A 25,369-nucleotide genomic window follows, 5' to 3' on the forward strand; every position below is an offset into this window, starting at 1 on the left:
GAAAAGACGCCCTTGGGTAGGATTTTAGTTGGAATTAGCGAAAATGAAGAATATTCCACTAGGTTGTACCAAGTAGATATGAAGAAAACCGGTGTGATGAATGTTTATGGGGGAGGCTTCAATCAACTCTGATAAGTAAGAGAACGCACTGGGTATTACTGACTATGGAAGGCTAGCGCTTAGTGCAGATATGATTGAACTCTTCACTATTATTGGCAGAGAACAGATAAAGAAAATCATCTTCCAATTCAATATCATATTGAATCGTAAAACCCTTATACAGCGCCTGATTACGATTGATCATGTCATTCGGGTGTTTATGCCTGAAGTTCACTTCATTAAATACCATATCTAAATGATTATCTTGCAATGTATATTTTCCGACAAACACTACCTCTGCCGTTTCGACTGCCCCCTGCTGATTCACGGTTTGAATCCTATCGCTGACAAAAAAATCTTCGTCAGAACTAAATGAGTACAGCATAAATTCATTCAACTCAGAGTACTGCGCATACGATGACGTAACAAAACCCACATGTTTAAGGTTACACGCCCATTGACTCCCTCTTAAAGAGATCGGTTGAATGAGTAATACGATTGCCAGAATAAATACACCTAGCGCTGTAATCAGGACAAAAATTGCAGGCTTAGATTTTATCAATGCGTGACACCTTGTATCTGATTCTATTCTTTACTTACTTGCCTGTCATTCACGGCAAGCATCTGAATTATAAGCGTAGACCGAAACCAACTAAGGTTCAGCAAAATCTTGTAATCCATAAAGTTTCGCCTAATTAACAGTGAAGCCTCGGTGCCCAAAATTCACCAAGGCTCCCACTATGATTAAGCTTTTAGAGCTTCCACAATAGCGTTGTAGTTTGGTTCTTCAGTTACTTCCGAAACCAATTCGCTATGCAAAACGACGTTGTTCGCATCTAGTAGAATAACTGCACGAGCTGACAAGCCAGATAGTGCATGCTCTTCAAACTGAGTACCGAATGCTTTTAATAGCTCTGGATTTTTGAATACCGATAGCTGCTCAATGCCTTTCACACCTTCGCTCTCTTGGTAGCGAGCAAGCGCAAATGGTAGATCGGTTGAAACCGTATATACATCTACTGACTCAGATTTTAGCTCTGCTAGTTCAGAGATCACCTTAGTACTGCTTGAACATACTGGTGTATCAACGCTTGGGAACAAGTAGATCAGTTTAAAATCAGCTTGTTTTTCTGAAATCGTTAGTGGTGCTAACGATACCGATGTCATTGCTGGTGTAGTAAGTACTTCACCTTTTTGTGGGAAGTCACCTGCTAGTGCGATTTTATCGCCCATAAATGTCACTGTGTTCATGTTTATTCCTTTCAATGTAATTCTAAAAATGGCTGTTGTAGCTGACTGTGTTGCTATTATCTAAAGACATTCAAATCGAACATCTCTTATCTATATGTCATTCGTAATTTGCACCTGCGAAATCAGTAAAAACGTTTATTAACGCTCGGGCGCAAATTCAACGCTTAGGCAGCTTCGATTACTTTTCGTATTTGATTGAGGATAGGAACCGCATCGTCGAAACCAACAGAAAGAGAGAAATCAATTTCTTGATCAATATGCTGCTGAGCAACCTTGAGTAAGGTCACCTTGTCGCAGCGCTCAAGGCTCTTCTCTTTATCGGCAAAAATCTTAGTAAGAGACTGAACAACATCCAGTTGAAAGGACTCTATGGAAGTGACGTACTTATACTCTTGCAACAGCTGATTCACCGATTGAGAGTTTTTCTGTTTAATTTCTGGCATCCTAATTACCTTTAAAACAACGATTAGAAGTCAAGCTATCACCCAAACTCGAGGCGGCATTACGTTAGCAACCAGCCCTCGTTCTCACCACAAACCATTGCCAAACAAAAACATAACCACATAGCTAAATGTAATCTTTATATAACCAATGAGATTTTACAGTTACAGACAGCCCTCCTATGCTTAAAGTACCGCCCGCCAAAATGAACTTCATTAAAATTACTAAGCCCATGAATCAAATGCGTAATATCACCGATTCCGTCACTATTGATATTGAGATAAGGACGCTGACTCACCATCCAGCGGATATCACGGTCAGCATGCGCCCTCTACCGTTCAAGGTTCTGTTGTACTTGTTAAAGCACCAAGATAGATGCGTTTCGCGAGAGGAGTTGTTTGAAGAGTGTTGGCAAGGTGTGTTGGTTACCGATCAGTCCCTAACCAACACCATTAGTTATATTCGAAAAGTATTCAAAAAATTAGACACTAACGAGCTAGAACTCAAAACAATCAGTAAGCAAGGTTACTTATTGGTGATTTCACCAAAGCAACAAGCTCTGAAGGTTGAAGAAATTAAGCCTTTCGTTGATGCTGAAGTGCAACTTGAATTGGCGGATGCAGGCACTAGCATTGATGAAGAAAAAATAAGCCCAGATTTACAGCAACCAGTCAGTACTCAGAAAACGAAAACCAAGTTTCCTCGTCAATTTACGTTAAATTTATGTGCCCTGTGGCTTGGCATCATATTGGTCGCCTACTACGATATTCATTACAACAAAGAGCAAGCGCCATTTTTAGATAAAGACAACTACCAGTCCTATTCCTTTGGTAGTGCCACGCTTTATGTTCATGACCAATCAAATACAATCACTGCACCCGAAATGACCTCATACATCGATCACCTCGAGCTATCGCAGTGCAATGTAAAAAGTATCTACATTCGCATCACTAATTCAGCTTTCCGAGACAACATCATTTCAATGTATGCTTTTGTTTTTACCAACAATCGAAAGAGTCAAAATATCTTCAAACAGAAACTAGATGGCCTCAATATTTACCCATCCATTATTACTCCTTTACTGGATTCCTTTTACTGCAAAGGTAAGCCACAGCAATAATAGTTCCAGCCCTTGGAAAGTTGTACAGCTTAGTTTCAGGTGGGGTAGTAACGTGCAAAAGCGCCGATGAGAACTGAGGAAATGTAGCCACAATGTGTCCACTAATAAAAAAGCCCCGCATACAATGCGAGGCTTAAAGTTCTTAGCTAAGAGCAACGATTTAGATTAAAACTCTTCGTTCTCTTCTTCTTTTTCTACTTCTTTCTCGTCAAGAACAGCAGGAGTCAGTAGTAGTTCACGAAGTTTAGTATCTAGCTCTAGAGCGATCTCTGGGTTTTCACGTAGGAACTTACAAGAGTTCGATTTACCTTGACCGATCTTATCGCCTTTGTAGCTGTACCAAGCGCCAGCTTTATCAACTAACTTGTTCTTAACACCTAGGTCAATCAGCTCACCTTCGCGGTTAAAACCCTGGCCGTATAAGATTTGAGTTTCAGCTTGTTTAAACGGTGCAGCAATCTTGTTCTTAACAACCTTAATGCGCGTTTCGTTACCAACGATCTCGTCACCTTCTTTGATAGAACCAGTACGACGAATATCAAGACGAACCGATGCGTAGAACTTAAGTGCGTTACCACCCGTTGTTGTTTCTGGGTTACCAAACATTACACCAATCTTCATACGGATTTGGTTAATGAAGATACACATACAGTTAGACTGCTTAAGGTTACCAGTCAGCTTACGCATTGCCTGAGAAAGCATACGAGCTTGAAGACCCATGTGGCTGTCACCCATTTCGCCTTCGATTTCAGCTTTTGGTGTTAGTGCTGCTACTGAATCGACAACCAATACGTCGATAGCACCAGAACGCGCTAGAGCATCACAAATTTCTAGAGCTTGTTCACCAGTATCCGGTTGAGAAACAAGAAGTGCATCGATATCAACACCAAGCTTTTGAGCGTAAATAGGGTCTAGTGCGTGCTCAGCATCAACGAAAGCACAGGTTTTACCTACTTTTTGTGCTGCAGCGATCAGCTCAAGTGTTAGCGTTGTTTTACCTGAAGATTCTGGACCGTAGATTTCAACGATACGACCCATCGGTAGACCACCAGCACCTAGTGCGATATCTAGAGATAGAGAACCAGTAGAAATCGTTTCTACATCCATTGTACGGTTGTCACCAAGACGCATGATAGAGCCTTTACCAAATTGTTTTTCAATCTGACCAAGGGCTGCGGCTAACGCTTTTTGTTTATTCTCGTCCATTACTATCTCCAGGTAATCGGTTGTCGTGAAACAAGCGATTTAGAATCTATTTCTAACCCACATAGGGATGACTAATTGGCTTTTATTATACTGTTGATTCATACAGTGTCTATACCTGTATGAAAATAATTTGTACAAATGTTACTTGTCTTCCATTGATAGGTAATCATAAATAACTTGCAGAGCATGGTGGGTGGCTTGTTGGCGTACTTGTGATCTGTCACCATCAAATACATGCGTTTCCACTTTATTCAAACCACTTAGCGCTTTCCAAGCAAAGCATACCGTTCCTACGAGCTTCTCTTTTGTACCGCCGCCAGGGCCTGCAATACCACTAATTGACACCGCGATGGTTCCGTTCGAATGCTCTAGCGCTCCTTTAGCCATTTCGATGACGACAGGTTCACTGACCGCACCAAATTCCACTAAGGTTTCTAACTGTACGCCAATCATCTCTTGTTTGGCTTCATTGCTATACGTGACAAAAGCGCGATCAAACCAAGCAGAACTGCCCGCGATATCCGTTACCGCACTTGCTACACCGCCACCAGTACAAGATTCGGCGGTGACCAACACCTGATTGTGCTCTGCAAGCAACAGTCCGAGTTTTTCACTAAGATCTTGAGTCATCTGCATTGTCAGCTTCCCTTTATTTACCATTAGAACATTTGGATGCGCATCTTTTCGCTTCAGCCGCTTTTCGCACGAAACGCTTTCACGTATCCTAAGCCGCAATAGAAATAAACGAAAGAAGTTAACTGTGAAAGCCGATCAAAAACATACTCCCATGATGCAGCAGTACCTAAAACTGAAGGCAGAAAACCCAGAAATTCTGCTGTTCTACCGCATGGGCGATTTCTACGAGCTTTTCTACGATGACGCAAAAAAAGCGTCTCAACTCCTCGATATTTCACTGACTAAACGCGGCTCTTCAAATGGTGAGCCAATCCCAATGGCCGGTGTCCCATACCATGCCGTTGAGGGGTACCTAGCAAAGTTAGTGCAACTCGGTGAATCCGTAGCAATTTGTGAACAGATTGGTAATCCAGCACTTTCAAAAGGCCCTGTAGAGCGTGCGGTTGTGCGTATCGTGACACCGGGTACCGTAACTGACGAAGCACTGCTTTCTGAACGCGTCGACAATTTGATTGCCGCTATCTACCACCACAATGGCAAGTTTGGTTACGCGACGCTAGACATTACCTCTGGCCGATTCCAACTGTGTGAACCAGAAACCGAAGAAGCAATGGCAGCAGAACTGCAGAGAACCTCTCCGCGTGAGTTGTTGTTCCCTGAAGATTTCGAACCCGTTGAATTAATGGCAAGCCGCACTGGCAATCGTCGTCGTCCAGTATGGGAATTTGAACTAGATACCGCTAAGCAGCAGTTGAACCAACAGTTTGGTACTCGTGACCTTGTTGGTTTTGGCGTTGAAGGCGCGAAGCTTGGCTTGTGTGCAGCCGGCTGTCTTATTCAGTATGTGAAAGATACCCAACGGACAGCACTTCCACATATCCGTTCACTGACCATGGACAAGCAAGATCACTCGGTGATCCTTGATGCTGCAACTCGCCGCAACCTAGAGATCACACAAAATCTTGGTGGTGGTACCGATAACACCCTTGCTGAAGTGCTGGACCACACTGCAACCGCAATGGGTAGTCGTATGCTTAAGCGTTGGTTACATCAACCAATGCGTAATATCTCGGCACTCGATCAGCGCCTAGACGCGATTGGTGAAATGAAAGATTTGGCTCTATTTACTGAGCTGCAGCCAACCCTGAAACAGATCGGTGACATTGAGCGTATTTTGGCTCGATTGGCACTTCGCTCGGCTCGCCCTCGTGATATGGCGCGACTTCGTCAAGCGATGGAATACCTACCAGAACTTGTAGAAACGCTAACCCAGCTTAAGCACCCATACCTCACTCAGTTAGCTCAGTATGCTTCTCCTTTAGATGAGGTCTCAGAGCTATTAGAGCGCGCCATCAAAGAGAACCCACCCGTGGTTATCCGCGATGGCGGTGTAATCGAAGAAGGCTACAATGCTGAACTAGACGAGTGGCGTAACCTAGCCGCTGGTGCAACCGAATTCCTTGACCAACTCGAACAAGAAGAGCGTGAACGTCATGGTATCGACACACTAAAAGTGGGTTACAACAACGTACACGGTTTCTTTATTCAGGTAAGCCGCGGGCAAAGCCACCTTGTTCCGCCACACTATGTACGTCGTCAAACACTAAAGAACGCTGAGCGCTACATCATTCCTGAGCTAAAAGAGCACGAAGACAAAGTTCTAAACTCTAAGTCGAAAGCTCTGGCTATCGAGAAGCAGTTATGGGAAGAGCTGTTTGATTTGCTACTGCCACATTTAGAGCGACTACAAAACATCGCCTCTTCTGTGTCTCAGCTTGATGTCTTACAGAACTTAGCCGAACGTGCAGACACTCTCGATTACTGCCGCCCGACTATGACGGAATCCGCTGGCGTCCAAATCCAAGCAGGCCGTCACCCAGTGGTTGAGCAAGTGATGGACGAACCATTCATTGCTAACCCAATTGACCTTAACGATAAGCGTAAGATGCTGATCATCACAGGTCCAAACATGGGTGGTAAATCGACTTACATGCGTCAAACAGCACTTATCGCGCTAATGGCGCATATCGGTTGTTATGTGCCAGCTGAAAGCGCAACCATTGGCTCTATCGACCGTATCTTTACTCGAATTGGTGCATCGGATGATCTAGCGTCTGGTCGCTCAACCTTCATGGTTGAGATGACAGAGACTGCCAACATCCTGCATAACGCAACACCAAACAGCTTGGTGCTGATGGATGAAATCGGTCGTGGTACCAGTACTTACGATGGTCTATCTCTGGCTTGGGCAAGTGCAGAATGGCTAGCGAATCAAATCAATGCGATGACACTGTTTGCGACGCACTACTTTGAGCTAACCGAACTACCAAACCAGATTCCAACACTGGCCAACGTTCACTTAGACGCAGTAGAGCACGGTGACAGCATCGCCTTCATGCACGCAGTTCAAGAAGGTGCAGCAAGTAAGTCTTACGGCCTAGCGGTTGCTGGGTTAGCTGGCGTACCAAAAGCCGTGATCAAGAACGCTCGTGCGAAACTGACACAACTTGAAGCGTTGAGCATTGAGTCTCCTACATCGAAGCCGAGCGGCGTTGATATTGCGAACCAACTGAGCCTTATCCCGGAACCAAGCGAAGTAGAGCAAGCATTAGCGAACGTGGATCCTGATGATCTGACGCCACGCCAAGCTCTGGAAGAGTTGTACCGCTTGAAGAAACTGCTCTAATCAAAGGCAAATACCTTTAACCCCGATAAAAACAAAAACGCTGACATTAAGTCAGCGTTTTTTTGATTCCATACAGTGGATATCGTTTAGTCGTTTTCAACGTTGAACAGGTTTTCCATGTTCAGACCTTGCTTGATTAGGATCTCACGTAGACGACGCAGACCTTCAACTTGGATTTGACGAACTCGCTCACGAGTCAGGCTGATTTCACGGCCAACTTCTTCTAGCGTTGACGGTTCATAACCTAGTAGTCCAAATCGACGTGCAAGCACCTCTTTCTGCTTAGGATTCAGTTCATCAAGCCAGAAGATCAGTGAGTTCTTGATATCACTGTCTTGAGTTGAAACCTCAGGGTCAGAATTGTTGATGTCTGGAATAATATCCAACAGTGCTTTCTCACCATCACCACCAATTGGCGTATCTACAGAACTCACTCTTTCGTTTAAACGAAGCATCTTACTCACATCACCAACCGGCTTATCGAGCTTAGAAGCGATCTCTTCAGCTGTTGGTTCGTGGTCAAGCTTTTGTGATAGTTCTCTTGCAGTACGTAGGTAGATGTTCAGCTCTTTCACAACATGAATAGGCAAACGGATAGTGCGAGTCTGATTCATCAGGGCACGCTCTATGGTCTGACGAATCCACCATGTCGCGTAAGTAGAAAAACGGAAGCCACGCTCTGGGTCAAATTTCTCGACGGCGCGAATCAAACCTAGGTTGCCTTCTTCGATTAGATCGAGAAGTGCCAAGCCACGGTTGCTATAACGACGGGAAATTTTCACTACCAAACGCAGGTTACTCTCGATCATGCGTTTGCGTGCTGCTTCATCACCGCGTAGAGCTCGACGTGCGTAAAGCACCTCTTCTTCAGCGGTTAGTAGTGGTGAGAAACCGATTTCGCCCAGATACAGTTGCGTCGCATCTAAACTCTTGGAAGTAAATTCTGTTTCTTCTTTAACTTCGGCTTTCTTAGTGGCTGTTCGCTTCTCTTGTTCAAGTGTTTCCGATTCCGTGGTTACTTGGTCAAGATCGAACTCTTCTTTGATTACTGCATTGCTTATACTCATAACGCCTCCCCCTGGCGAAATTAGCATGACATTACAACTTCATATGTCGCTAAATGACTATGTCACTCAATACAATACGTGATTAGTTGGTATTGTATTTAAGGTAAATATCGTTTTGGATTGACGGATTTACCTTGGTAACGAATCTCAAAGTGCAGCCTAACACTGCTGGCTCCAGAGCTTCCCATTGTTGCAATCTTCTGCCCTGGTTTCACACTTTGCCCTTCAGATACTAATAGTCGGTCGTTATGCGCGTATGCACTTAAGTAATTATCATTGTGCTTCACAATCACTAGATTGCCGTAGCCTCGTAATGCATTACCCGAATAAACAACCGTTCCCCCTGCAGTAGATACTATTGGCTGACCTCGCTGTCCTGCTATGTCTATGCCTTTATTTCCTTGTTCGCCTACAGAGAAATTCTTAATTACTCTCCCCTTTGTTGGCCATAACCATTTGGATACTTTATCACTTGTTGGTTTGGTGGACGGTGTAACATTCTGTTTACCTTTAGACCCAACATACTCCTTTGATTTGGATTGTTCAACCTTCTTTGGTGGATCTTTTTTCGCCACTTTGGCTGTAGTTTGAGCTGGCGCAGGTTTAGAGTTTTTGCTCTGCTGCGGGGTTGCTTTAGGTTTACTTGCCGTCGATGATGTTGTGGACGCGGCAACAGGAGCAGCGACTGCTGCGGCTACAACCGTTGATTTACCATAGGCTGGCGCGTTATAGCTAGGACGCCACAACTTAAGCTTCTGCCCTGGGTGGATGGTATAAGGAGCTGCAAGTTTGTTATAGCTAATCAGGTCTTGTACATCTTTATTGGTGACATACGCGATGAAATAAAGCGTATCGCCTTTTTTCACTTCGTAGTAACTGCCACGGTAGCTACCGCGATCAACCGATGAGTAGTTTTTACTTAGGCTTGAAACTGGCGCAGGCGAATTCGCTGCACACCCGACAAGGGCACAGCTAAGCAGCAAGGAACTTCCTTTTAACAACTTCGAACGCATCGACTCTCTATCCACCTACACCATCAGTCTTTTATTAAGCTAGCTCACCAGGCACCAGAGGTACAAATCGCACCATCTCGATGACACTCGACAAAAACTCATCACCATGACGCACAATCTTCAATAACTGTTGCTCGTCATCACCAACCGGAATCAATAGACGACCACCATCTTTAAGCTGTTGCAAAAGCGCTTGAGGAATTGACTCTGCAGCAGCGGTTACGATGATCGCATCAAAAGGCCCTTTAGAAGACCACCCTTGCCAACCATCACCGTGCTTAGTTGAAATATTATAAAAATCGAGCTGTTTTAGCCGACGCTTAGCGTCCCATTGTAGCGACTTTATTCTTTCAACCGAATAAACATGATCAACAAGTTGAGCTAAAACAGCAGTTTGGTAGCCAGAACCGGTTCCGATTTCCAAAACTCGGCTATCTTGTTGCAGCTCAAGTAATTCTGTCATTTTAGCAACAATATACGGCTGTGAGATGGTCTGCCCTTGCCCAATAGGCAGCGCATTATTGTCATAAGCCTGATGATACATAGCCTGAGACAAAAAACTCTCTCTTGGCAGTTGGTAAATCGCATCCAGTACTTTTTGGTCTCGGATGCCATTTTCAATCAGAAAAGTAATTAAGCGTTCTGCTTGTGGGTTACTCACTTACTTCTCCCCTAACCATGTTGTCATAGCGCCCAAAGATTCGTGCGCCGTCAGATCAACCTGCAATGGCGTTACCGATACATAACCATGCTCAATCGCATAGAAATCAGTCCCTTCTCCTGCATCTTGCTCTTTACCCGGAGGACCAAGCCAATAGATATCATGACCACGCGGGTCTTTTTGCTTAATCATATCTTCAGCATGATGACGTGCGCCAAGGCGAGTGACCTGAGTCCCTGATAGCTGTTCTAAAGCGAGATCCGGCACATTGACGTTTAACAAGCGGTTGGTTGGGATTGGTTTTGCTAAATGTTGTTCGACAATACGACGAGCAATCGCTGCCGCTGTCTTAAAATGTTTTTTACCAACCAGAGAAAACGCCACCGATTGAACGCCTAAGAAGTGCCCTTCCATTGCGGCTGCGACTGTACCTGAGTACAACACGTCATCACCCAGGTTCGCGCCGTGGTTAATGCCCGTTAATACCAGATCAGGCATATCATCCTTTAGCAGTTCATTTAATGCGAAATGCACACAATCGGTTGGTGTCCCTTGTACTGAATAGGTGCTTTCTGCGATCTCTTGAACGCGTAAAGGCTGTTCTAAAGTTAATGAATTTGAAGCGCCTGAACGATTACGGTCAGGTGCCACTATGATAACTTCAGCAAGATCACGTAATTCATCTGCTAGCTCATGAATACCTTGAGCATGCACACCATCATCGTTGCTGAGTAAAATCTTCATTCTGTATCCTTTCTTCATATTCCAATGCCAAGTGACTTAAATTCCAATATTAAGTCACTTAGTGCCAAGCAGAATCATTACTGCTCGTAGCTTCTCTCTACGTGTACTTCTTCAACCAATTCACGAACGATAGCCGTCGCAAAGCAGCCTGCATCAAGAGAGAACTTCAGAGTGACATTATCTTCACTTACTTCCCACGTTAGATCAGTAGGTTTCAGCGACGCTTCACGGCGGTCGTGACGCATACGGTTACCACGAATCAGAGCCATCAAATCCGGTTCAGCATCAAGGTGTTTCTGCTCTAAGACTTGAGACTCATCTGTTGTTGGCAAAGCGTTATCACCGGCCAACGCTACAGTCACCAATGCAGTACCATTCGCGATATCTTGCTTTACAGATTCAAGGTTTTCAGCCGTTACCGTTAGCTGTGCACCGTCTTTAACCACAATATCGCCAACCAATGCCGAGGCAAATACATCCTGCTCAATACGGTAAGAAAGGATTAGGTTGTAAATCCACGAGCGAGCCGCAGAAAGGTACAAGCTACGTTTGTTCTGATTACGAGTACGAACGTTATCACGGCCCCAACGACGAGCTTCCGACAGGTTGTTACCTTCGTTACCAAAACGCTGAGCACCAAAGTAGTTTGGCACGCCCACTTGAGCGACTTTTTCCAAACGCTTGACCACATCATCGCAATCCGTTACTTCAGACAAGGTCAACTCAAATTGGTTGCCAACTAAATCACCTGGACGTAACTTTTTGTTGTGTCTTGCTGTCGCTAGGATTTCAATGCTTGGGTATTGTGCTAAGAACGCTGAAAAGTCAGGCTCACCTTTCGGTAGGTGGACGCTCAACCACTGCTCTGTCACAGCGTGACGGTCTTTCAAACCCGCCCAGCTCACGTCTTTCGACTTAACACCGCAAGCTTTAGCCAGCTCATTCGCTACGAAGCTCGTGTTCTCACCCGTTTTACGGATGCGAACCATTAGATGCTCGCCTTCGCCAGTAAATTCAAAACCCAAGTCTTCATTAACGACAAAGTGTTCGGCTTTTGCTTTTAGTTTTGCTTTCGCAGTTGGTTTACCGTTTAGATAAGCCAATGAAGATAAAATATCTGACATGCTGTTCTTTTCGTGTTGGTGCTTACGCACTTTTGGTAATTAGGACCACCGCTTCACATGCGATGCCCTCTTTGCGACCCGTAAAGCCTAAACGCTCTGTTGTCGTTGCTTTTACGTTCACATTACTGATGCTGGTTTCTAAATCTTGTGCAATAGCTTGGCACATAGAGTCTATATGAGGTGCCATTTTTGGCGCTTGCGCCATGATAGTAATATCGGCATTACCAATCACGTAGCCCTGTTCTTTTACTCGACGGTACACATCTTTCAATAGCTCACGGCTGTCTGCGCCTTTCCATTCATCGTCAGTGTCTGGGAAATGACGACCAATATCGCCCGCGGCGATCGCACCTAACAGAGCGTCACACAACGCGTGAAGAGCAACGTCACCATCTGAATGTGCGATAAGACCTTGTTCGTAAGGGATGCTCACGCCACCAATAATTACCGGACCTTCACCACCAAACTTATGTACATCAAAGCCATGGCCAATACGAATCATCATTATTCCTTATTCTGACTTAAATAGAACTCAGCGAGCGCTAAATCTTCTGGCTGAGTTATCTTAAAATTATCTGAACGCCCGGCGACTAAAGCGGGCGAGAAGCCTTTCCATTCAAAAGCAGAGGCTTCATCGGTAATCGAAACGCCTTGTTGCAGCGCTTCACTCAATACATTCCACAGAGGTTCAGCTCTGAACATTTGTGGTGTGAGGGCGTGCCACAAATCAGCTCGCTCGACAGTATGATCGATTTGCCCTTGAGCGCCTCGCTTCATCGTGTCTCGCACTGGGGCTGCTAAGATTGCCCCAACATCATGGCTCATCGCCGTCGAGATTAACTTGTCGATATCACTTAGCTGAACACAAGGCCTTGCTGCGTCATGCACCATCACCCAATCACCGAGTTGTTGCTTCTCGATATAATCTAAAGCAGAAAGAACGGAATCCGCTCTTTCACTACCACCAGCGACTCGAATCACTTGTGGATTCTGAGTAAGGGGTAGCTCTGGGTAGTATGGGTCATCATCACTGATTGCGACGACAATTTGAGAGACTTGCGGGTGAGCCAGTAGCTTCTCAACGGTATGCTCTAAAATCGTTTTACCATTGATCTTAAGATATTGCTTCGGACGGTCGGCCTTCATTCGGCTACCAACGCCCGCCGCAGGGACAACGGCAATCACGCTTTGAGGTTGAGTCAACATTAATGGGATTCCTCACCAATGATGCGATAAAACGTTTCGCCTTCTTTAACCATGCCAAGCTCATGACGTGCGCGCTCTTCTATCGCGTCTAAGCCTTGGCGTAGATCGTCGATTTCCGCAAACATCTCAGCGTTTCTAACTTTTAATTTTTCGTTAACTTGCTGCTGAACTTGGATTTCATTGTTCACACCGTAGTAATCAGAGATACCATTTTTACCGAGCCACAGTGTGTGTTGTAGCCAGCCAAACACTATGAGCAGTACTAAAGCAAAAATTCGCATAACACCTTTCGCCGGTTGAAAAAGAAGGAACTAGAATAAGGCACATATATACCATAATGAGCTTATTGGTGCGAGATATGTGGTGTCAGGTAATCAATGAGTCCGGGAATTATTGTCGTTAGGAACCAGTGGTGAGATTCCTGATCCACGTCATTCCCAAGAACGAAGAGCCAATAAGTTGAGAATCTATCGCAGGGAACGCAAATAAGAGATTCCCTACTCCTTCCTTCGTCAGTCTAGGGAATGACGAATTTTAGGCAAAAAAAACGCCCTACCGAAGTAGAGCGTTTCAAAAGCTTTAAGTTAACAATTCGCTAGGAATTATTGACCTTTAACGTTTTAAAGACCGCTTTCGTTGTAAAAAGGAGGAGCTTTAGAACCTAAAGCTTCTTCCCATCATTTATACAGACAAAAAAATGCCCCGCATTAGCGAGGCATTCAAAGCTTAGATTAACAATTCCTTTGGTTTAAAAACCAGAGAGGTTATTGACCTTTAACTTCTTTAAGACCGTTGAAAGGAGCTTTAGAACCTAGAGCTTCTTCGATACGGATTAGTTGGTTGTACTTAGCAACACGGTCAGAACGGCTCATAGAACCAGTCTTGATTTGACCTGCAGCAGTACCTACCGCTAGGTCAGCGATAGTTGCGTCTTCAGTTTCGCCAGAACGGTGAGAGATTACAGCTGTGTAACCTGCGTCTTTAGCCATCTTGATTGCAGCTAGAGTCTCAGTTAGAGAACCGATTTGGTTGAACTTGATAAGGATAGAGTTAGCTACGCCTTTCTCGATACCTTCAGCAAGAATCTTAGTGTTAGTAACGAATAGATCGTCACCAACTAGTTGAAGCTTGTCACCTAGTAGTTCAGTTTGGTGCTTGAAGCCAGCCCAATCAGACTCGTCTAGACCATCTTCGATAGAAACGATTGGGAATTGGTTAGCTAGCTCAGCTAGGTAGTGGTTGAACTCTTCAGAAGAGAAAGTCTTACCTTCGCCTTTCATGTTGTAGATGCCAGCTTCTTTGTCGAAGAACTCAGATGCAGCACAGTCCATAGCTAGAGTAACGTCTTTACCTAGTTCGTAACCAGCAGCTGCAACAGCTTCTGCGATAACTTCTAGAGCTTCAGCGTTAGACTTAAGGTTAGGAGCGAAACCACCTTCGTCACCAACTGCAGTGCTGTAGCCTTTAGACTTAAGAACTTTAGCTAGGTTGTGGAATACTTCAGCACCGATACGTAGACCTTCTTTAAGAGTCTTAGCACCAACTGGTTGGATCATGAACTCTTGGATGTCAACGTTGTTATCAGCGTGCTCACCACCGTTGATGATGTTCATCATTGGTAGAGGCATAGAGAACTGACCAGCAGTACCGTTTAGCTCAGCGATGTGCTCGTATAGAGGCATGCCTTTAGCTGCAGCAGCAGCTTTAGCGTTCGCTAGAGAAACAGCTAGGATAGCGTTCGCGCCGAACTGAGATTTGTTCTCAGTACCGTCAAGGTCGATCATGATTTGGTCAACGTCAGCTTGAGCTTTAGCGTCTTTACCAACTAGAGCTTCAGCGATTGGGCCGTTTACAGCTTCAATTGCTTTAAGAACACCTTTACCTAGGAAACGTGATTTGTCGCCGTCACGTAGCTCAAGAGCTTCGCGAGAACCAGTAGATGCGCCAGATGGAGCAGCAGCCATACCTACGAAACCGCCTTCTAGGTGTACTTCAGCTTCTACAGTTGGGTTACCACGTGAATCGATGATTTCACGACCTAGAACTTTAACGATCTTAGACATTGAATGTTTCCTTCTCGTTGAATATATAAATGTCAAATTTAAAGGTAGCAGCACAACTTACGCTGCTACCTGTATTCCTTTTACTTCTCTAACTCGCCGCGCTGGAACTCACCAGCCGCTTTAACGAAACCTGCAAACAATGGGTGACCATCGCGAGGTGTTGAAGTGAACTCTGGGTGGAATTGAGCTGCAACGAACCATGGGTGGTTCGGGTTCTCAATAACTTCAACCAGCTTCTTGTCCGCAGATAGACCCGATACTTTTAGGCCCGCTTTTTCAATTTGTGGACGAAGATTGTTGTTCACTTCGTAACGGTGACGGTGACGTTCATGGATCGTCGCGCTACCGTATAGTTCGTAAGCTTTCGTACCTTTCGCTAGGTGACAAAGCTGTGAACCTAGACGCATTGTGCCGCCTAGATCAGATGTCTCTGTACGCTCTTCAACTTTACCTTCGCCGTCTACCCACTCAGTGATTAGGCCAACAACAGGGTATTTAGTTTCAGAACAGAACTCAGAAGAGTGTGCGCCTTCCATTTTCGCAACATTACGAGCGTACTCGATAAGTGCTACTTGCATGCCTAGACAGATACCTAGGTATGGTACTTTGTTTTCACGTGCGTATTGAGCAGCAAGAATCTTACCTTCAACACCACGGTCACCGAAGCCACCTGGTACTAGAATTGCGTCTAGGCCTTCTAGAATTTCTACGCCACGAGACTCAACGTCTTGTGAGTCTACGTATTTAATATTAACGCTTAGGCGGTTTTTCAAGCCTGCGTGTTTTAGCGCTTCATTTACTGATTTGTATGCGTCTGGTAGTTCAATGTACTTACCAACCATACCAATCGTCACTTCACCCGTTGGGTTAGCTTCTTCGTAAATTACTTGTTCCCATTCAGACAGATCTGCTTCTGGAGCTGTAATGCCGAAACGCTTACATACAAGATCATCAGTGCCTTGAGCTTTAATAAGCTGAGGGATCTTGTAGATAGAGTCAACATCGCGCATTGAAATAACTGCATTTTCTTGCACATTACAGAACAGAGCAATTTTCTTACGCTCATTCGAAGGAATGTTGCGGTCAGAACGACAAACTAGGATGTCAGGCTGAATACCAATAGACAGTAGCTCTTTTACAGAGTGCTGAGTCGGCTTAGTTTTCACTTCGCCCGCAGCTGCTAGGTAAGGTACTAGCGTTAGGTGCATGAACATTGCGCGTTCACGGCCTAGTTCTACTGCTAGCTGACGAATCGCTTCCATGAATGGTAGAGATTCGATATCACCAACCGTACCACCAACTTCAACGATCGCGATATCGTGGCCTTCAGCGCCAGAAATAACACGCTCTTTGATAGAGTTAGTGATGTGTGGGATAACCTGAATAGTTGCACCTAGGTAATCACCGCGACGCTCTTTTGCTAGTACGTCTGAGTAAACACGACCTGCAGTGAAGTTGTTACGCTTAGTCATCTTGGTGCGAATGAATCGCTCGTAGTGACCAAGGTCAAGGTCTGTTTCAGCGCCATCTTCCGTAACGAACACTTCACCGTGCTGAGTCGGGCTCATAGTGCCTGGATCAACGTTGATGTAAGGGTCAAGCTTCATCATAGTCACTTTAAGACCACGAGCTTCTAAAATAGCCGCAAGAGATGCTGCAGCAATACCTTTACCTAGAGAGGATACAACCCCGCCAGTAACAAAAATGTAATTTGTCGTCATGTTTAACCTGAAATTGGTTGAATGAGGGAAATGGACTACTTCTGGACGGGATGAAAATATACCAGAAGCCCCTTATCGCCACAACGTGAAATCTATCACACTGCTATTTTTTATTTTTTGCTTCAAATCAATTCATGATAAAAGCTTTGGTTATCTTTTCTCCGCTACTTTTACCTCATCCCACATGGAATCAAGCTGTTGTAGTGAAAAATCGGTCAGACTTTTATCTTGTTGACGCACTTTTTCTTCCACCCCTTTAAAGCGACGTGAAAACTTCAAGTTGGCCTTATTGAGCGCCGATTCAGGGTTTTTGCCTAAATGTCGCACCAAATTCACCGTTGCAAACAGCAAATCACCCAACTCTTCTTCAACCAAATCTTCGTTTGGTGTCACTTGAAGCGCCTCTTCCAGCACCTCATCCACTTCCTCTATTACCTTGTTGGCAACTGGGCCAATTGAGTCCCAATCGAAGCCATATTTCGCTACCTGCTTTTGAATCTTTGTAGCACGAGAAAGCGCAGGTAGAGAGTTTGGTATTGAGTCTAGAATACTTTCTTGAGTTTTGCCTGCTTGTGCCTTTTCTTTGGCTTTTTCCGCTTCCCAATTCGCATTGATTTCTTCGTCACTAGCAAACTCGGCATCCGAGAACACATGAGGGTGACGGCGTGTTAACTTCTCATTGATGCCATCAACCACATCAGAAAACTCAAACAGCCCCTGCTCTTTCGCCAACTGACTGTAAAAAATCACCTGAAACAGTAGATCGCCAAGCTCTTCTTGCAGATTCGACCAGTCTTTGTTGTGGATCGCATCCACCACTTCATAAGTCTCTTCGATAGTATGAGGGACAATTGTTTCAAAATTTTGTTTTAAATCCCAAGGACAGCCACCTTCTGGATCGCGCAGCTTAGTCATGATCTGTTCAAGTTGTTCAATCGGGTGATTCATCGTTTTCTTCCTATTACTGTCTTTGATTTTTAAATTTATAACGTCTTATAAAACTAAAAAGGTGAGCAGCCAAAACCACTCACCTTTCTTGATACTGTCTAATTCTCTAAATAATTGAAACTGTGGCTAGGCGACAAGCAAGCGAGACTCCTGAGCATAGCTTGCCTATGTGATTGAGCGAGTGCGCGCAGTCAACAACGCCATCAGCTTCAAGTATGACGAGAATTTTAGCCCAAGCGCTTGACGCTCATGACATCTTTGATCTGCTCGACTCGGCTTGTCACTCGACTCAGAATCTCAATATTGGTCACTTCTAAATCGAAGTCCATTACCGATAGCTGACGCTTGTAGTCGATGCGACTCTTCATTGTCGTCACGCTGATCTTCTCGTTAGAGAACAGTGAGGTGATGTCTTTTAACAAGCCATTGCGCTCTAGTGCTTCTACACGCAGCGTTAGGATGTAAGAACCGACAAAGCCATTACCCCAAACTGTATCAATGATACGTTCTGGTGCGTGCAGGCTTAGTTCACTCAACTGCTCACAGTCGGCACGGTGAACCGAGATACCGCGACCTTGAGTGATGTAACCTTTAATCACATCGCCTGGAATCGGCTGACAACAGCGTGCTAGGTGCGTCATTAGGTTATCTACACCTTCAACAACAACTGCATCTTTCTTAGGACGACTCTGTTGTGCCGGCTTGTTTTCCGACTCAAGCAGTTTCTCTAGCGCTTTCTTGTCTTCTTCTTCCGCCGTTGGCTTATTCACTAGCGCATTGATGTGATTAACCACTTGGTTAATACGCAAGTCGCCACTACCAATACCTGCATAGAGTTCGTCTGGCGTATTCACGTTAAAGCGTCTTAGTGCGTATTGATCAGCATCTTTTAGGGTTGCGCCCACTTTCGCTAGCTCAACTTCCAGGATGTCACGACCCGCTTCTAGGTTTTTCTCACGGCTTTGTGCGCGGAACCAAGCGTTGATTTTCGCTCGAGCACGACCAGAGTGAACAAAACCCGTAGTTGGGTTTAGCCAGTCACGAGATGGGTTCGGCTCTTTCTGCGTGATGATCTCAACTTGGTCGCCCATCGATAGTTTATGAGTGAACGGTACGATACGCCCCGCTACCTTGGCACCGATACAGCGGTGTCCGACCATCGAGTGGATGTGGTAAGCAAAATCCAACGGGGTTGCGCCCATTGGTAAGTCGACCACGTCACCACGTGGAGTAAATGCGTATACACGGTCATCGAAGACTTGGCTACGTACTTCATCCAGCATCTCGCCAGAGTCCGACATCTCTTCTTGCCAGTCGATAAGTTTACGCAACCAAGTGATTTTCTCATCGTAGCCACTACGGCCGCTTGAAGCCCCTTCTTTGTACTTCCAGTGCGCCGCCACACCAAGCTCAGAGTCTTCGTGCATTTGCTTAGTACGGATCTGAATCTCAATAGTCTTGCCTTCAGGGCCAAGGACTACGGTATGAATCGACTGGTAACCATTTGGCTTAGGGTTCGCCACATAGTCATCAAATTCGCTCGGTAGGTGTTTGTATTTGGTGTGTACCACCCCAAGACCGGCGTAGCAGTCTTGTAGCTGGTCAGCGATAATACGTACTGCTCGTACGTCAAAAAGCTCATCGAAGGCTAAGCCTTTCTTCTGCATTTTGCGCCAGATGCTGTAGATGTGTTTTGGTCGGCCGCTCACTTCAGCATTGATGTTTGAACGCTGCATTTCTGCGGTTAAATCATCAACGAAATCTGTGATGTATTGTTCACGAACGATACGACGCTCAGACAGCTGTTTTGCAATCTGCTTGTAGGTATCTGGTTGTTGGTAGCGGAAGGCGTAATCTTCGATTTCCCACTTAAGTTGGCCGATACCTAAACGGTTTGCCAGTGGGGCATAGATGTTAGAACACTCTTTTGCTGCCGCGCGGCGCACAGCATCAGGCGCTTTTTTCACCTCGATAAGGTTACAGATTCGCTCCGCAAGTTTGATAACTACGCAGCGGAAATCATCAACCATGGCCAATAGCATGCGTCGAACGTTATCAACTTGACCCGAAGCAGCACTGCCTTCAAGGGTTACGTTTAACTGGCCCAAGGCCGCCATTTCTTCAACGCCGTCAATCAGCTTAACGATTTCTTTGCCGTAGCTTTCTTCGAAGGCTTCGCGCTCAAAAACGCCACTTGATACCACTGGGAAGAGTTGTGCTGCGACTAATGTTGCACGATCCATCGACAGCGTGACCAAGATTTCAATCATCTCGCGTCCACGCCATAGCAAGAGTGATGCTTGCTCGTGATCTTTTAATAGCTCTTCACAGTGACGATAAACTTTGTTCAGTTTATTCGAGGTTTTTGCGTCTTGCTTTAATGACGCAATCCAACTTTCTAGCTCAAACTGTTCGCTTGGGTTTAAATGTGCGCTTCGTACCGCAACCATCGTGCCTTCCTAGTTATTCTGTTTTATACCCAATTCAATATGACTAACTGGTTCCAAGTTAGTTCGACCATATTGATATCAGCGCAGGTGTCCCTGCGCCTTTGTCATTCATTTTTAAGCCTTATTTACGGGCCTTTAAGCCTTGATAAAGAGAGCCATCGATTCTAGATGGCTGGTGTGTGGGAACATATCCAACATACCAAGTTTGGCTAATTGGTAGCCTTGCTTTTCTAAGCTCTCTGAATCTCTAGCTAGAGTAGCAGGATTACACGAAACATAAACCACACGCTTCGCTCCTAATGCTGAAATTTGATCAACAACACCACTCGCTCCAGCACGAGCTGGGTCCAGTAAGATTTTATCAAATTTCTCTTTTGCCCAAGCTTGTGCCGATAGGTCTTCTTCAAGGTTCGCTTGGTAAAATTCGGTGTTGCTCAACTGGTTCAATTTGGCATTCGATGTGGCTTGCTGAACCATCTCATCGACACCTTCAACCCCAACCACAAATGCCGACTGTTGAGCGATAGGCAGACTGAAGTTACCTAAGCCACAAAACAGATCCAGTACTCGCTCGTCCGCTTTAGGTTCTAACCATTCAATCGCTTGAGCCACCATCTGCTGATTGACCTTCTGGTTCACCTGAATGAAGTGGTTTGGCTCAAAAGGTAAGGTAACGCCTGTTTCGCTGTAACTAGGCGCATCACCAACCAGACGGACCAACTTATCGGTCTCTGGCATTGAGTACAGTATCGCGCCTTCTTCTTTCGCCAACGCAACCAATGCTTGCTCATCCTTTTCAATCAAAGGCTTGAGGTGACGTAACACCATTACCGGGCCAGTATCACCCAATACCAATTCAACGTGTCCTAAAGACGTAAGGTTGCTGAAAGTGTTGAGTAAATTTTTCACCTTTGGCAGCAATACATTTAGGCGAGGATCAAGCACGGCACAATCGGTGATGTTTTCTATCTGCTTGCTCTGCTTCTTACGAAAACCGAACTGAAGCTTATGCGTTTTCTTATCAACAAACAGGCTGATACGCGCGCGACGACGATAACCCGTTTCATCACCCACAATCGGTTGAGCCATCTCTGTCTCATCCGTCTTATATTGGCTCATCAAGTGCGTAAGAGATTGTGCCTTGTGTTCTATCTGAGATTGGTAACCAAGGTGCTGAAGATGACAACCGCCACACTGATTAAAGTGTTTACAAAAAGGCTTTAAACGTTGCTCGCTTGGCTTCAGTAATTTGATGAGTTTCGCGCGTGCAAACTTACTTTTACTTTCAGTAAGCTGAATAACCACCTGTTCACCGGGCAATGCGCCATCAATGAAAACCGGTTTGTTCTTCTGATAAGCGATGCCAGCGCCATTGTGATCCATTCGTTCAACCAAAACCGATTGATGCTTGGTCTCGAGTTGAGTTTTCTTTTTTGGTTGGAAAAAACGTGCCATTGCTTGTGCCTAATGTATCTTTTAATAAGTAATTGGTATCCAGGACTCACTATTCTGCCTTGGAATCATTGTCGAACGTCACGGCTTTGATTAAGCTTACCGTTCACTTAACCGCCATTGTGTGCGTTATTTTCCCATATCCAGACCTCGATGTAATTAAAGAACATGACCAGATATGGCTTAAGAGCCCGTGTAATTACCTTAACTCTAGCTCCAACCCTGATTATTGGGCTGCTATTGAGTGCATTTTTCTCATTTAACCGCTATCAAGACCTTGAAGGTCAGGTGGTGAACACAGGTACTAGCATCATTGAGCCACTGGCAATTGCGAGTGAATCTGGCATGCAACTCGAAAGTCGAGAGTCTGTTCGTCAGCTAATCAGCTATGCACATCGAAAGAACTCTAAGCTGGTACGCAGTATCGCGGTGTTCGATGATCGTCATGAATTGTTTGTAACCTCAAACTTCCACCCTGATTTCGAAAGCCTAACTTATCCCAAAGATAAACCGATTCCGCATTTAAGCTCTTCTGACTTACTCGATAACACACTGATTCTTCGGACACCGATTATTGCTGAAGGCCAGTACATCAACTCGGCTAACGGTCAGTCTCAAGCCAACCAAGCGATTGGTTATATTGCGATTGAGTTGGACCTTTCTTCACTTCGTTTGCAGCAATACCAAGAAGTGTTCTCTGCCTTCTTAGTGTTGATTCTTGGACTGGGTCTTTCTGGTGTTTTCGCTTTCCGCTTGATGCACGATGTAACTCAACCGATCACTCACATGAAGAACATGGTGGACCGAATTCGTCGTGGTCACTTAGATGTCCGTATCGAAGGTAAAATGCACGGTGAGTTGGACTCGCTGAAAAACGGTATCAACGCGATGGCGGTCTCGCTGTCGGAATATCACGTCGAGATGCAGCACAGTATCGACCAAGCCACTTCGGATCTGCGTGAAACTCTTGAACAACTAGAGATTCAAAACGTTGAGTTAGACATCGCGAAAAAACGCGCACAAGAAGCGGCACGTGTTAAGTCTGAGTTCTTGGCAAACATGTCTCACGAGCTAAGAACACCACTCAACGGTGTGATTGGCTTTACTCGCCAAATGCTAAAAACTCACCTGTCGAACAGCCAGACGGATTACCTACAGACCATTGAACGCTCTGCGAACAACCTGCTCAGTATCATCAACGATATCTTGGACTTCTCGAAACTTGAAGCCGGTAAACTGGCGCTAGAAAACATTCCATTTGAGTTCCAAGCAAGCCTAGAAGAGGTAGTGAACCTTCAAGCGACCAACGCTCATGAGAAAGGCCTAGAGCTTACGCTTAAGATCGATCCTAAAGTGCCTGCAGGCGTTGTAGGTGACCCACTGCGTATCCAACAAATTCTGACCAACCTAGTGGGTAACTCAATCAAGTTTACCGAGCGCGGTAACATCGATATTAGCGTTGAGTTACGTTCACAAAGCGAAGACAACATCGAGCTACAGTTCATGGTTCGTGATACGGGTATTGGTATCTCTGAGCGTCAGCAAGCCCAACTATTCCAAGCCTTCAGCCAAGCAGATGCAAGTATCTCTCGTCGCTATGGTGGTACAGGCCTAGGTCTGGTTATCACCCAGAAACTTGTGAGCCAAATGGGCGGTGAGATCAGCCTAACCAGTCGCCTACACCAAGGTTCAACTTTCTGGTTTACGCTAAGGCTATCAACCACCGATATGCCGATGACAGAGCTAATTGAGACTCAATGTCTGCAAGACAAGCAACTACTGCTTATCGAACCAAACATGCAAGCCGCTTCGATTACTCAACAAATCCTGACCCAAGAAGGCTTAGTCGTTACCTACCGTTCGGTGATGCCTGACGAATCAACCTCGTACGACTACGTTCTGCTGAACCTCGCAGCTAACCAAGATTATCAATTTGATACGGTCAGTGGCTGGGCAATTGGCGCGAAGAAGATTGCTCAGAACGTGATCATTGGTACACCGAGTACCGAGCTCGCACTTGGCGAACAATTGATGAAAGAAGTCGATGTTCAATGCATCACCAAACCTCTTTCTCGTAAGAAGCTGCTGCAAACTCTGGTGTCGAACCAAGCGCCAACCTTGATTGCACCAGCAATTGAAACCCACTCGGAAGAGAAGCTGCCACTGACTGTAATGGCTGTGGATGATAACCCAGCTAACCTGAAACTTATCACCGCGCTACTCAAAGAACGCGTGGAAACCGTCATTAGCTGCACCAGTGGTCAGCAGGCGATCGACAAAGCCACTGAGACTCAATTTGATATTATCTTCATGGATATTCAGATGCCGCAGATGGATGGTGTAACCGCTTGCCAGAACATCAAAAAGCTCGCCAACAATGCCAGCACACCTGTGATTGCTGTTACTGCACACGCCATGACGGGCGAGCGCGATAGGCTGCTAGAAGCTGGCATGGATGACTACCTGACCAAGCCAATTGAAGAGCATGTGTTACAGCAAGTATTAATTCACTGGAGCCCAACCTCTGAGGTTGAGCACATCGAAAAGATCAATCCAGATCACCCTGCAGTGTCAGCCGAGATAGACAACAGCCAGGTGTCTGAAAGTAATGTTAGCGTACACAAGAACATCATCATTGATTGGCAAGCTGCGATGAAGCAGGCAGCCAATAAAGAAGACCTCGCACGCGATATGCTGCAGATGCTGGTCGACTTTATCCCTGAGGTGTATGACGCGGCGGAGAAAGCAATCGAAGACACGGATTACCCTGTAGATCAGCTGATACACATCATCCACAAGATGCATGGCAGCAGCTCATACAGTGGCGTACCAAGGCTTAAATCAGTCTGTGCCACGATAGAGAAAGAGCTGCGCTCAGGTACTTCAATTGAAGATATCGAGCCAGAACTTTTTGAACTTCAAGACGAGCTCGATAAGGTGCAAGCAACCGCTATTCACTACTTAAAACCAACCAGTGATTAAATCGGCTTAGCCTCAAACTCAAGGCAATAAAAAAGCAGAGCGTATAAGCTCTGCTTTTTTGTTTGTTCTATTTACTTAGCAGCAGACGAACGTCAGGGTTAGCTAGCAATTACGACTCAAATAATACCGTCGCCACCGCATAATGACGCTCATCTGAAATAGTCAGGTGAATCGAAGTTGTGCCACTCGCTTGTGCGATTTCTCGAGCTTTATTGTGCAAGCTCAGCACTGGCTTGCCATGCTCGTCGTTCGAGATTTCGAAGTCATGAAAAGTAACACCCAGTGCGATGCCTGTACCCAGCGCTTTTGATGCAGCTTCTTTAGCTGCAAAGCGCTTAGCGAGATAACGACCTTTTTGCTTTAGCTGTTGAAACACTTCAAATTCAGAATCCGTCAGAATACGCTGAGCAAATGCCTCACCACTGCGTGACAATGCTTTTTCAACACGTTCAATTTCCGCAATATCTGTCCCAAGCCCTACAACAGCCATGATTACCCT

General features: G+C 45.4%; 22 protein-coding genes. 3 read left to right on the forward strand and 19 right to left on the reverse strand.

Annotation, left to right across the window (positions count from 1 at the left end):
- Positions 1-172: 172 nt before the first annotated feature.
- The 3 genes from OCV52_RS13160 to OCV52_RS13170 form a co-directional block, all read right to left on the reverse strand.
- Complete coding sequence (locus OCV52_RS13160) at positions 173-661, reverse strand: hypothetical protein (RefSeq protein WP_137408060.1); 489 nt, start codon at positions 659-661, stop codon at positions 173-175.
- 182 nt (positions 662-843) lie between these two features.
- Entirely contained in the window at positions 844-1,350 is a 507-nt protein-coding gene (gene tpx, locus OCV52_RS13165; protein WP_137408059.1) for a thiol peroxidase, read from the reverse strand.
- Between the two features lie 164 nt (positions 1,351-1,514).
- Positions 1,515-1,793 (reverse strand): hypothetical protein, encoded by a 279-nt coding sequence (locus OCV52_RS13170; RefSeq protein ID WP_137408058.1) that lies wholly within the window; start codon positions 1,791-1,793, stop codon positions 1,515-1,517.
- A 239-nt stretch (positions 1,794-2,032) separates the two neighbouring features.
- Between OCV52_RS13170 and OCV52_RS13175 the strand changes: the two genes are divergently transcribed.
- On the forward strand, positions 2,033-2,911 hold the full coding sequence (locus OCV52_RS13175) for a winged helix-turn-helix domain-containing protein (RefSeq protein WP_233090232.1): 879 nt from the start codon (positions 2,033-2,035) through the stop codon (positions 2,909-2,911).
- A 165-nt stretch (positions 2,912-3,076) separates the two neighbouring features.
- Here OCV52_RS13175 and recA read toward each other — a convergent pair whose 3' ends face one another.
- Together recA and pncC are read right to left on the reverse strand one after the other, a co-directional pair.
- A complete protein-coding gene (gene recA, locus OCV52_RS13180) occupies positions 3,077-4,117 on the reverse strand; it encodes a recombinase RecA (RefSeq protein ID WP_004739060.1) in 1,041 nt (346 codons plus the stop codon).
- A 141-nt stretch (positions 4,118-4,258) separates the two neighbouring features.
- Entirely contained in the window at positions 4,259-4,753 is a 495-nt protein-coding gene (gene pncC / locus OCV52_RS13185; RefSeq protein WP_137408056.1) for a nicotinamide-nucleotide amidase, read from the reverse strand.
- 124 nt (positions 4,754-4,877) lie between these two features.
- Here pncC and mutS point away from each other — a divergent pair, with 124 nt between their 5' ends.
- Positions 4,878-7,439, forward strand: a complete 2,562-nt coding sequence (gene mutS, locus OCV52_RS13190; protein ID WP_137408055.1) for a DNA mismatch repair protein MutS — start codon at positions 4,878-4,880, stop codon at positions 7,437-7,439.
- 86 nt (positions 7,440-7,525) lie between these two features.
- On the opposite strand, the gene rpoS is transcribed toward mutS, so the two are convergent.
- From rpoS to rlmD, 13 genes are all read right to left on the reverse strand, one after another.
- Entirely contained in the window at positions 7,526-8,506 is a 981-nt protein-coding gene (rpoS, locus tag OCV52_RS13195; protein WP_150897807.1) for an RNA polymerase sigma factor RpoS, read from the reverse strand.
- Between the two features lie 98 nt (positions 8,507-8,604).
- A complete protein-coding gene (gene nlpD / locus OCV52_RS13200; RefSeq protein WP_102424622.1) occupies positions 8,605-9,519 on the reverse strand; it encodes a murein hydrolase activator NlpD in 915 nt (304 codons plus the stop codon).
- Between the two features lie 34 nt (positions 9,520-9,553).
- Positions 9,554-10,180: a protein-L-isoaspartate(D-aspartate) O-methyltransferase gene (locus OCV52_RS13205; RefSeq protein WP_105025545.1), complete on the reverse strand. Its 627-nt coding sequence runs from the start codon at positions 10,178-10,180 to the stop codon at positions 9,554-9,556.
- Positions 10,181-10,924, reverse strand: coding sequence for a 5'/3'-nucleotidase SurE (gene surE / locus OCV52_RS13210; protein WP_137408053.1), 744 nt, complete (start codon positions 10,922-10,924; stop codon positions 10,181-10,183). It abuts the gene before it with no gap.
- A 77-nt stretch (positions 10,925-11,001) separates the two neighbouring features.
- The gene (truD, locus tag OCV52_RS13215; protein WP_137408052.1) at positions 11,002-12,048 is read right to left on the reverse strand and encodes a tRNA pseudouridine(13) synthase TruD; all 1,047 of its coding nucleotides are present in this window, start codon (positions 12,046-12,048) and stop codon (positions 11,002-11,004) included.
- Between the two features lie 22 nt (positions 12,049-12,070).
- Positions 12,071-12,550: a 2-C-methyl-D-erythritol 2,4-cyclodiphosphate synthase gene (gene ispF / locus OCV52_RS13220; protein ID WP_004739053.1), complete on the reverse strand. Its 480-nt coding sequence runs from the start codon at positions 12,548-12,550 to the stop codon at positions 12,071-12,073.
- Between the two features lie 2 nt (positions 12,551-12,552).
- Positions 12,553-13,254, reverse strand: coding sequence for a 2-C-methyl-D-erythritol 4-phosphate cytidylyltransferase (gene ispD / locus OCV52_RS13225; protein WP_004739052.1), 702 nt, complete (start codon positions 13,252-13,254; stop codon positions 12,553-12,555).
- Positions 13,254-13,535, reverse strand: coding sequence for a cell division protein FtsB (gene ftsB / locus OCV52_RS13230; RefSeq protein WP_004739050.1), 282 nt, complete (start codon positions 13,533-13,535; stop codon positions 13,254-13,256). Before ftsB ends, ispD begins: the two co-directional genes overlap by 1 nt.
- A 483-nt stretch (positions 13,536-14,018) precedes the next feature.
- Positions 14,019-15,317: a phosphopyruvate hydratase gene (gene eno / locus OCV52_RS13235; RefSeq protein ID WP_137408051.1), complete on the reverse strand. Its 1,299-nt coding sequence runs from the start codon at positions 15,315-15,317 to the stop codon at positions 14,019-14,021.
- An 80-nt stretch (positions 15,318-15,397) separates the two neighbouring features.
- The gene (locus OCV52_RS13240) at positions 15,398-17,038 is read right to left on the reverse strand and encodes a CTP synthase (protein WP_063524391.1); all 1,641 of its coding nucleotides are present in this window, start codon (positions 17,036-17,038) and stop codon (positions 15,398-15,400) included.
- Positions 17,039-17,188: 150 nt separating this feature from the next.
- Entirely contained in the window at positions 17,189-17,986 is a 798-nt protein-coding gene (gene mazG / locus OCV52_RS13245; RefSeq protein WP_061032443.1) for a nucleoside triphosphate pyrophosphohydrolase, read from the reverse strand.
- 227 nt (positions 17,987-18,213) lie between these two features.
- Positions 18,214-20,436 (reverse strand): GTP diphosphokinase, encoded by a 2,223-nt coding sequence (gene relA, locus OCV52_RS13250; RefSeq protein WP_008224477.1) that lies wholly within the window; start codon positions 20,434-20,436, stop codon positions 18,214-18,216.
- 135 nt (positions 20,437-20,571) lie between these two features.
- A complete protein-coding gene (rlmD, locus tag OCV52_RS13255; protein WP_137408050.1) occupies positions 20,572-21,891 on the reverse strand; it encodes a 23S rRNA (uracil(1939)-C(5))-methyltransferase RlmD in 1,320 nt (439 codons plus the stop codon).
- 165 nt (positions 21,892-22,056) lie between these two features.
- Between rlmD and barA the strand changes: the two genes are divergently transcribed.
- Positions 22,057-24,870 carry a two-component sensor histidine kinase BarA gene (barA, locus tag OCV52_RS13260; RefSeq protein ID WP_137408048.1) on the forward strand — a complete coding sequence of 938 codons (2,814 nt, stop codon included), beginning with the start codon at positions 22,057-22,059 and terminating at the stop codon, positions 24,868-24,870.
- 109 nt (positions 24,871-24,979) lie between these two features.
- Here the strand turns inward: barA and acpS are convergent, their stop codons facing one another.
- The gene (gene acpS / locus OCV52_RS13265; protein WP_063524082.1) at positions 24,980-25,360 is read right to left on the reverse strand and encodes a holo-ACP synthase; all 381 of its coding nucleotides are present in this window, start codon (positions 25,358-25,360) and stop codon (positions 24,980-24,982) included.
- Between the last annotated feature and the right edge of the window lie 9 nt (positions 25,361-25,369).

This window comes from Vibrio chagasii, from assembly GCF_024347355.1.
GTDB classification, from domain to species: Bacteria; Pseudomonadota; Gammaproteobacteria; order Enterobacterales; family Vibrionaceae; genus Vibrio; species Vibrio chagasii.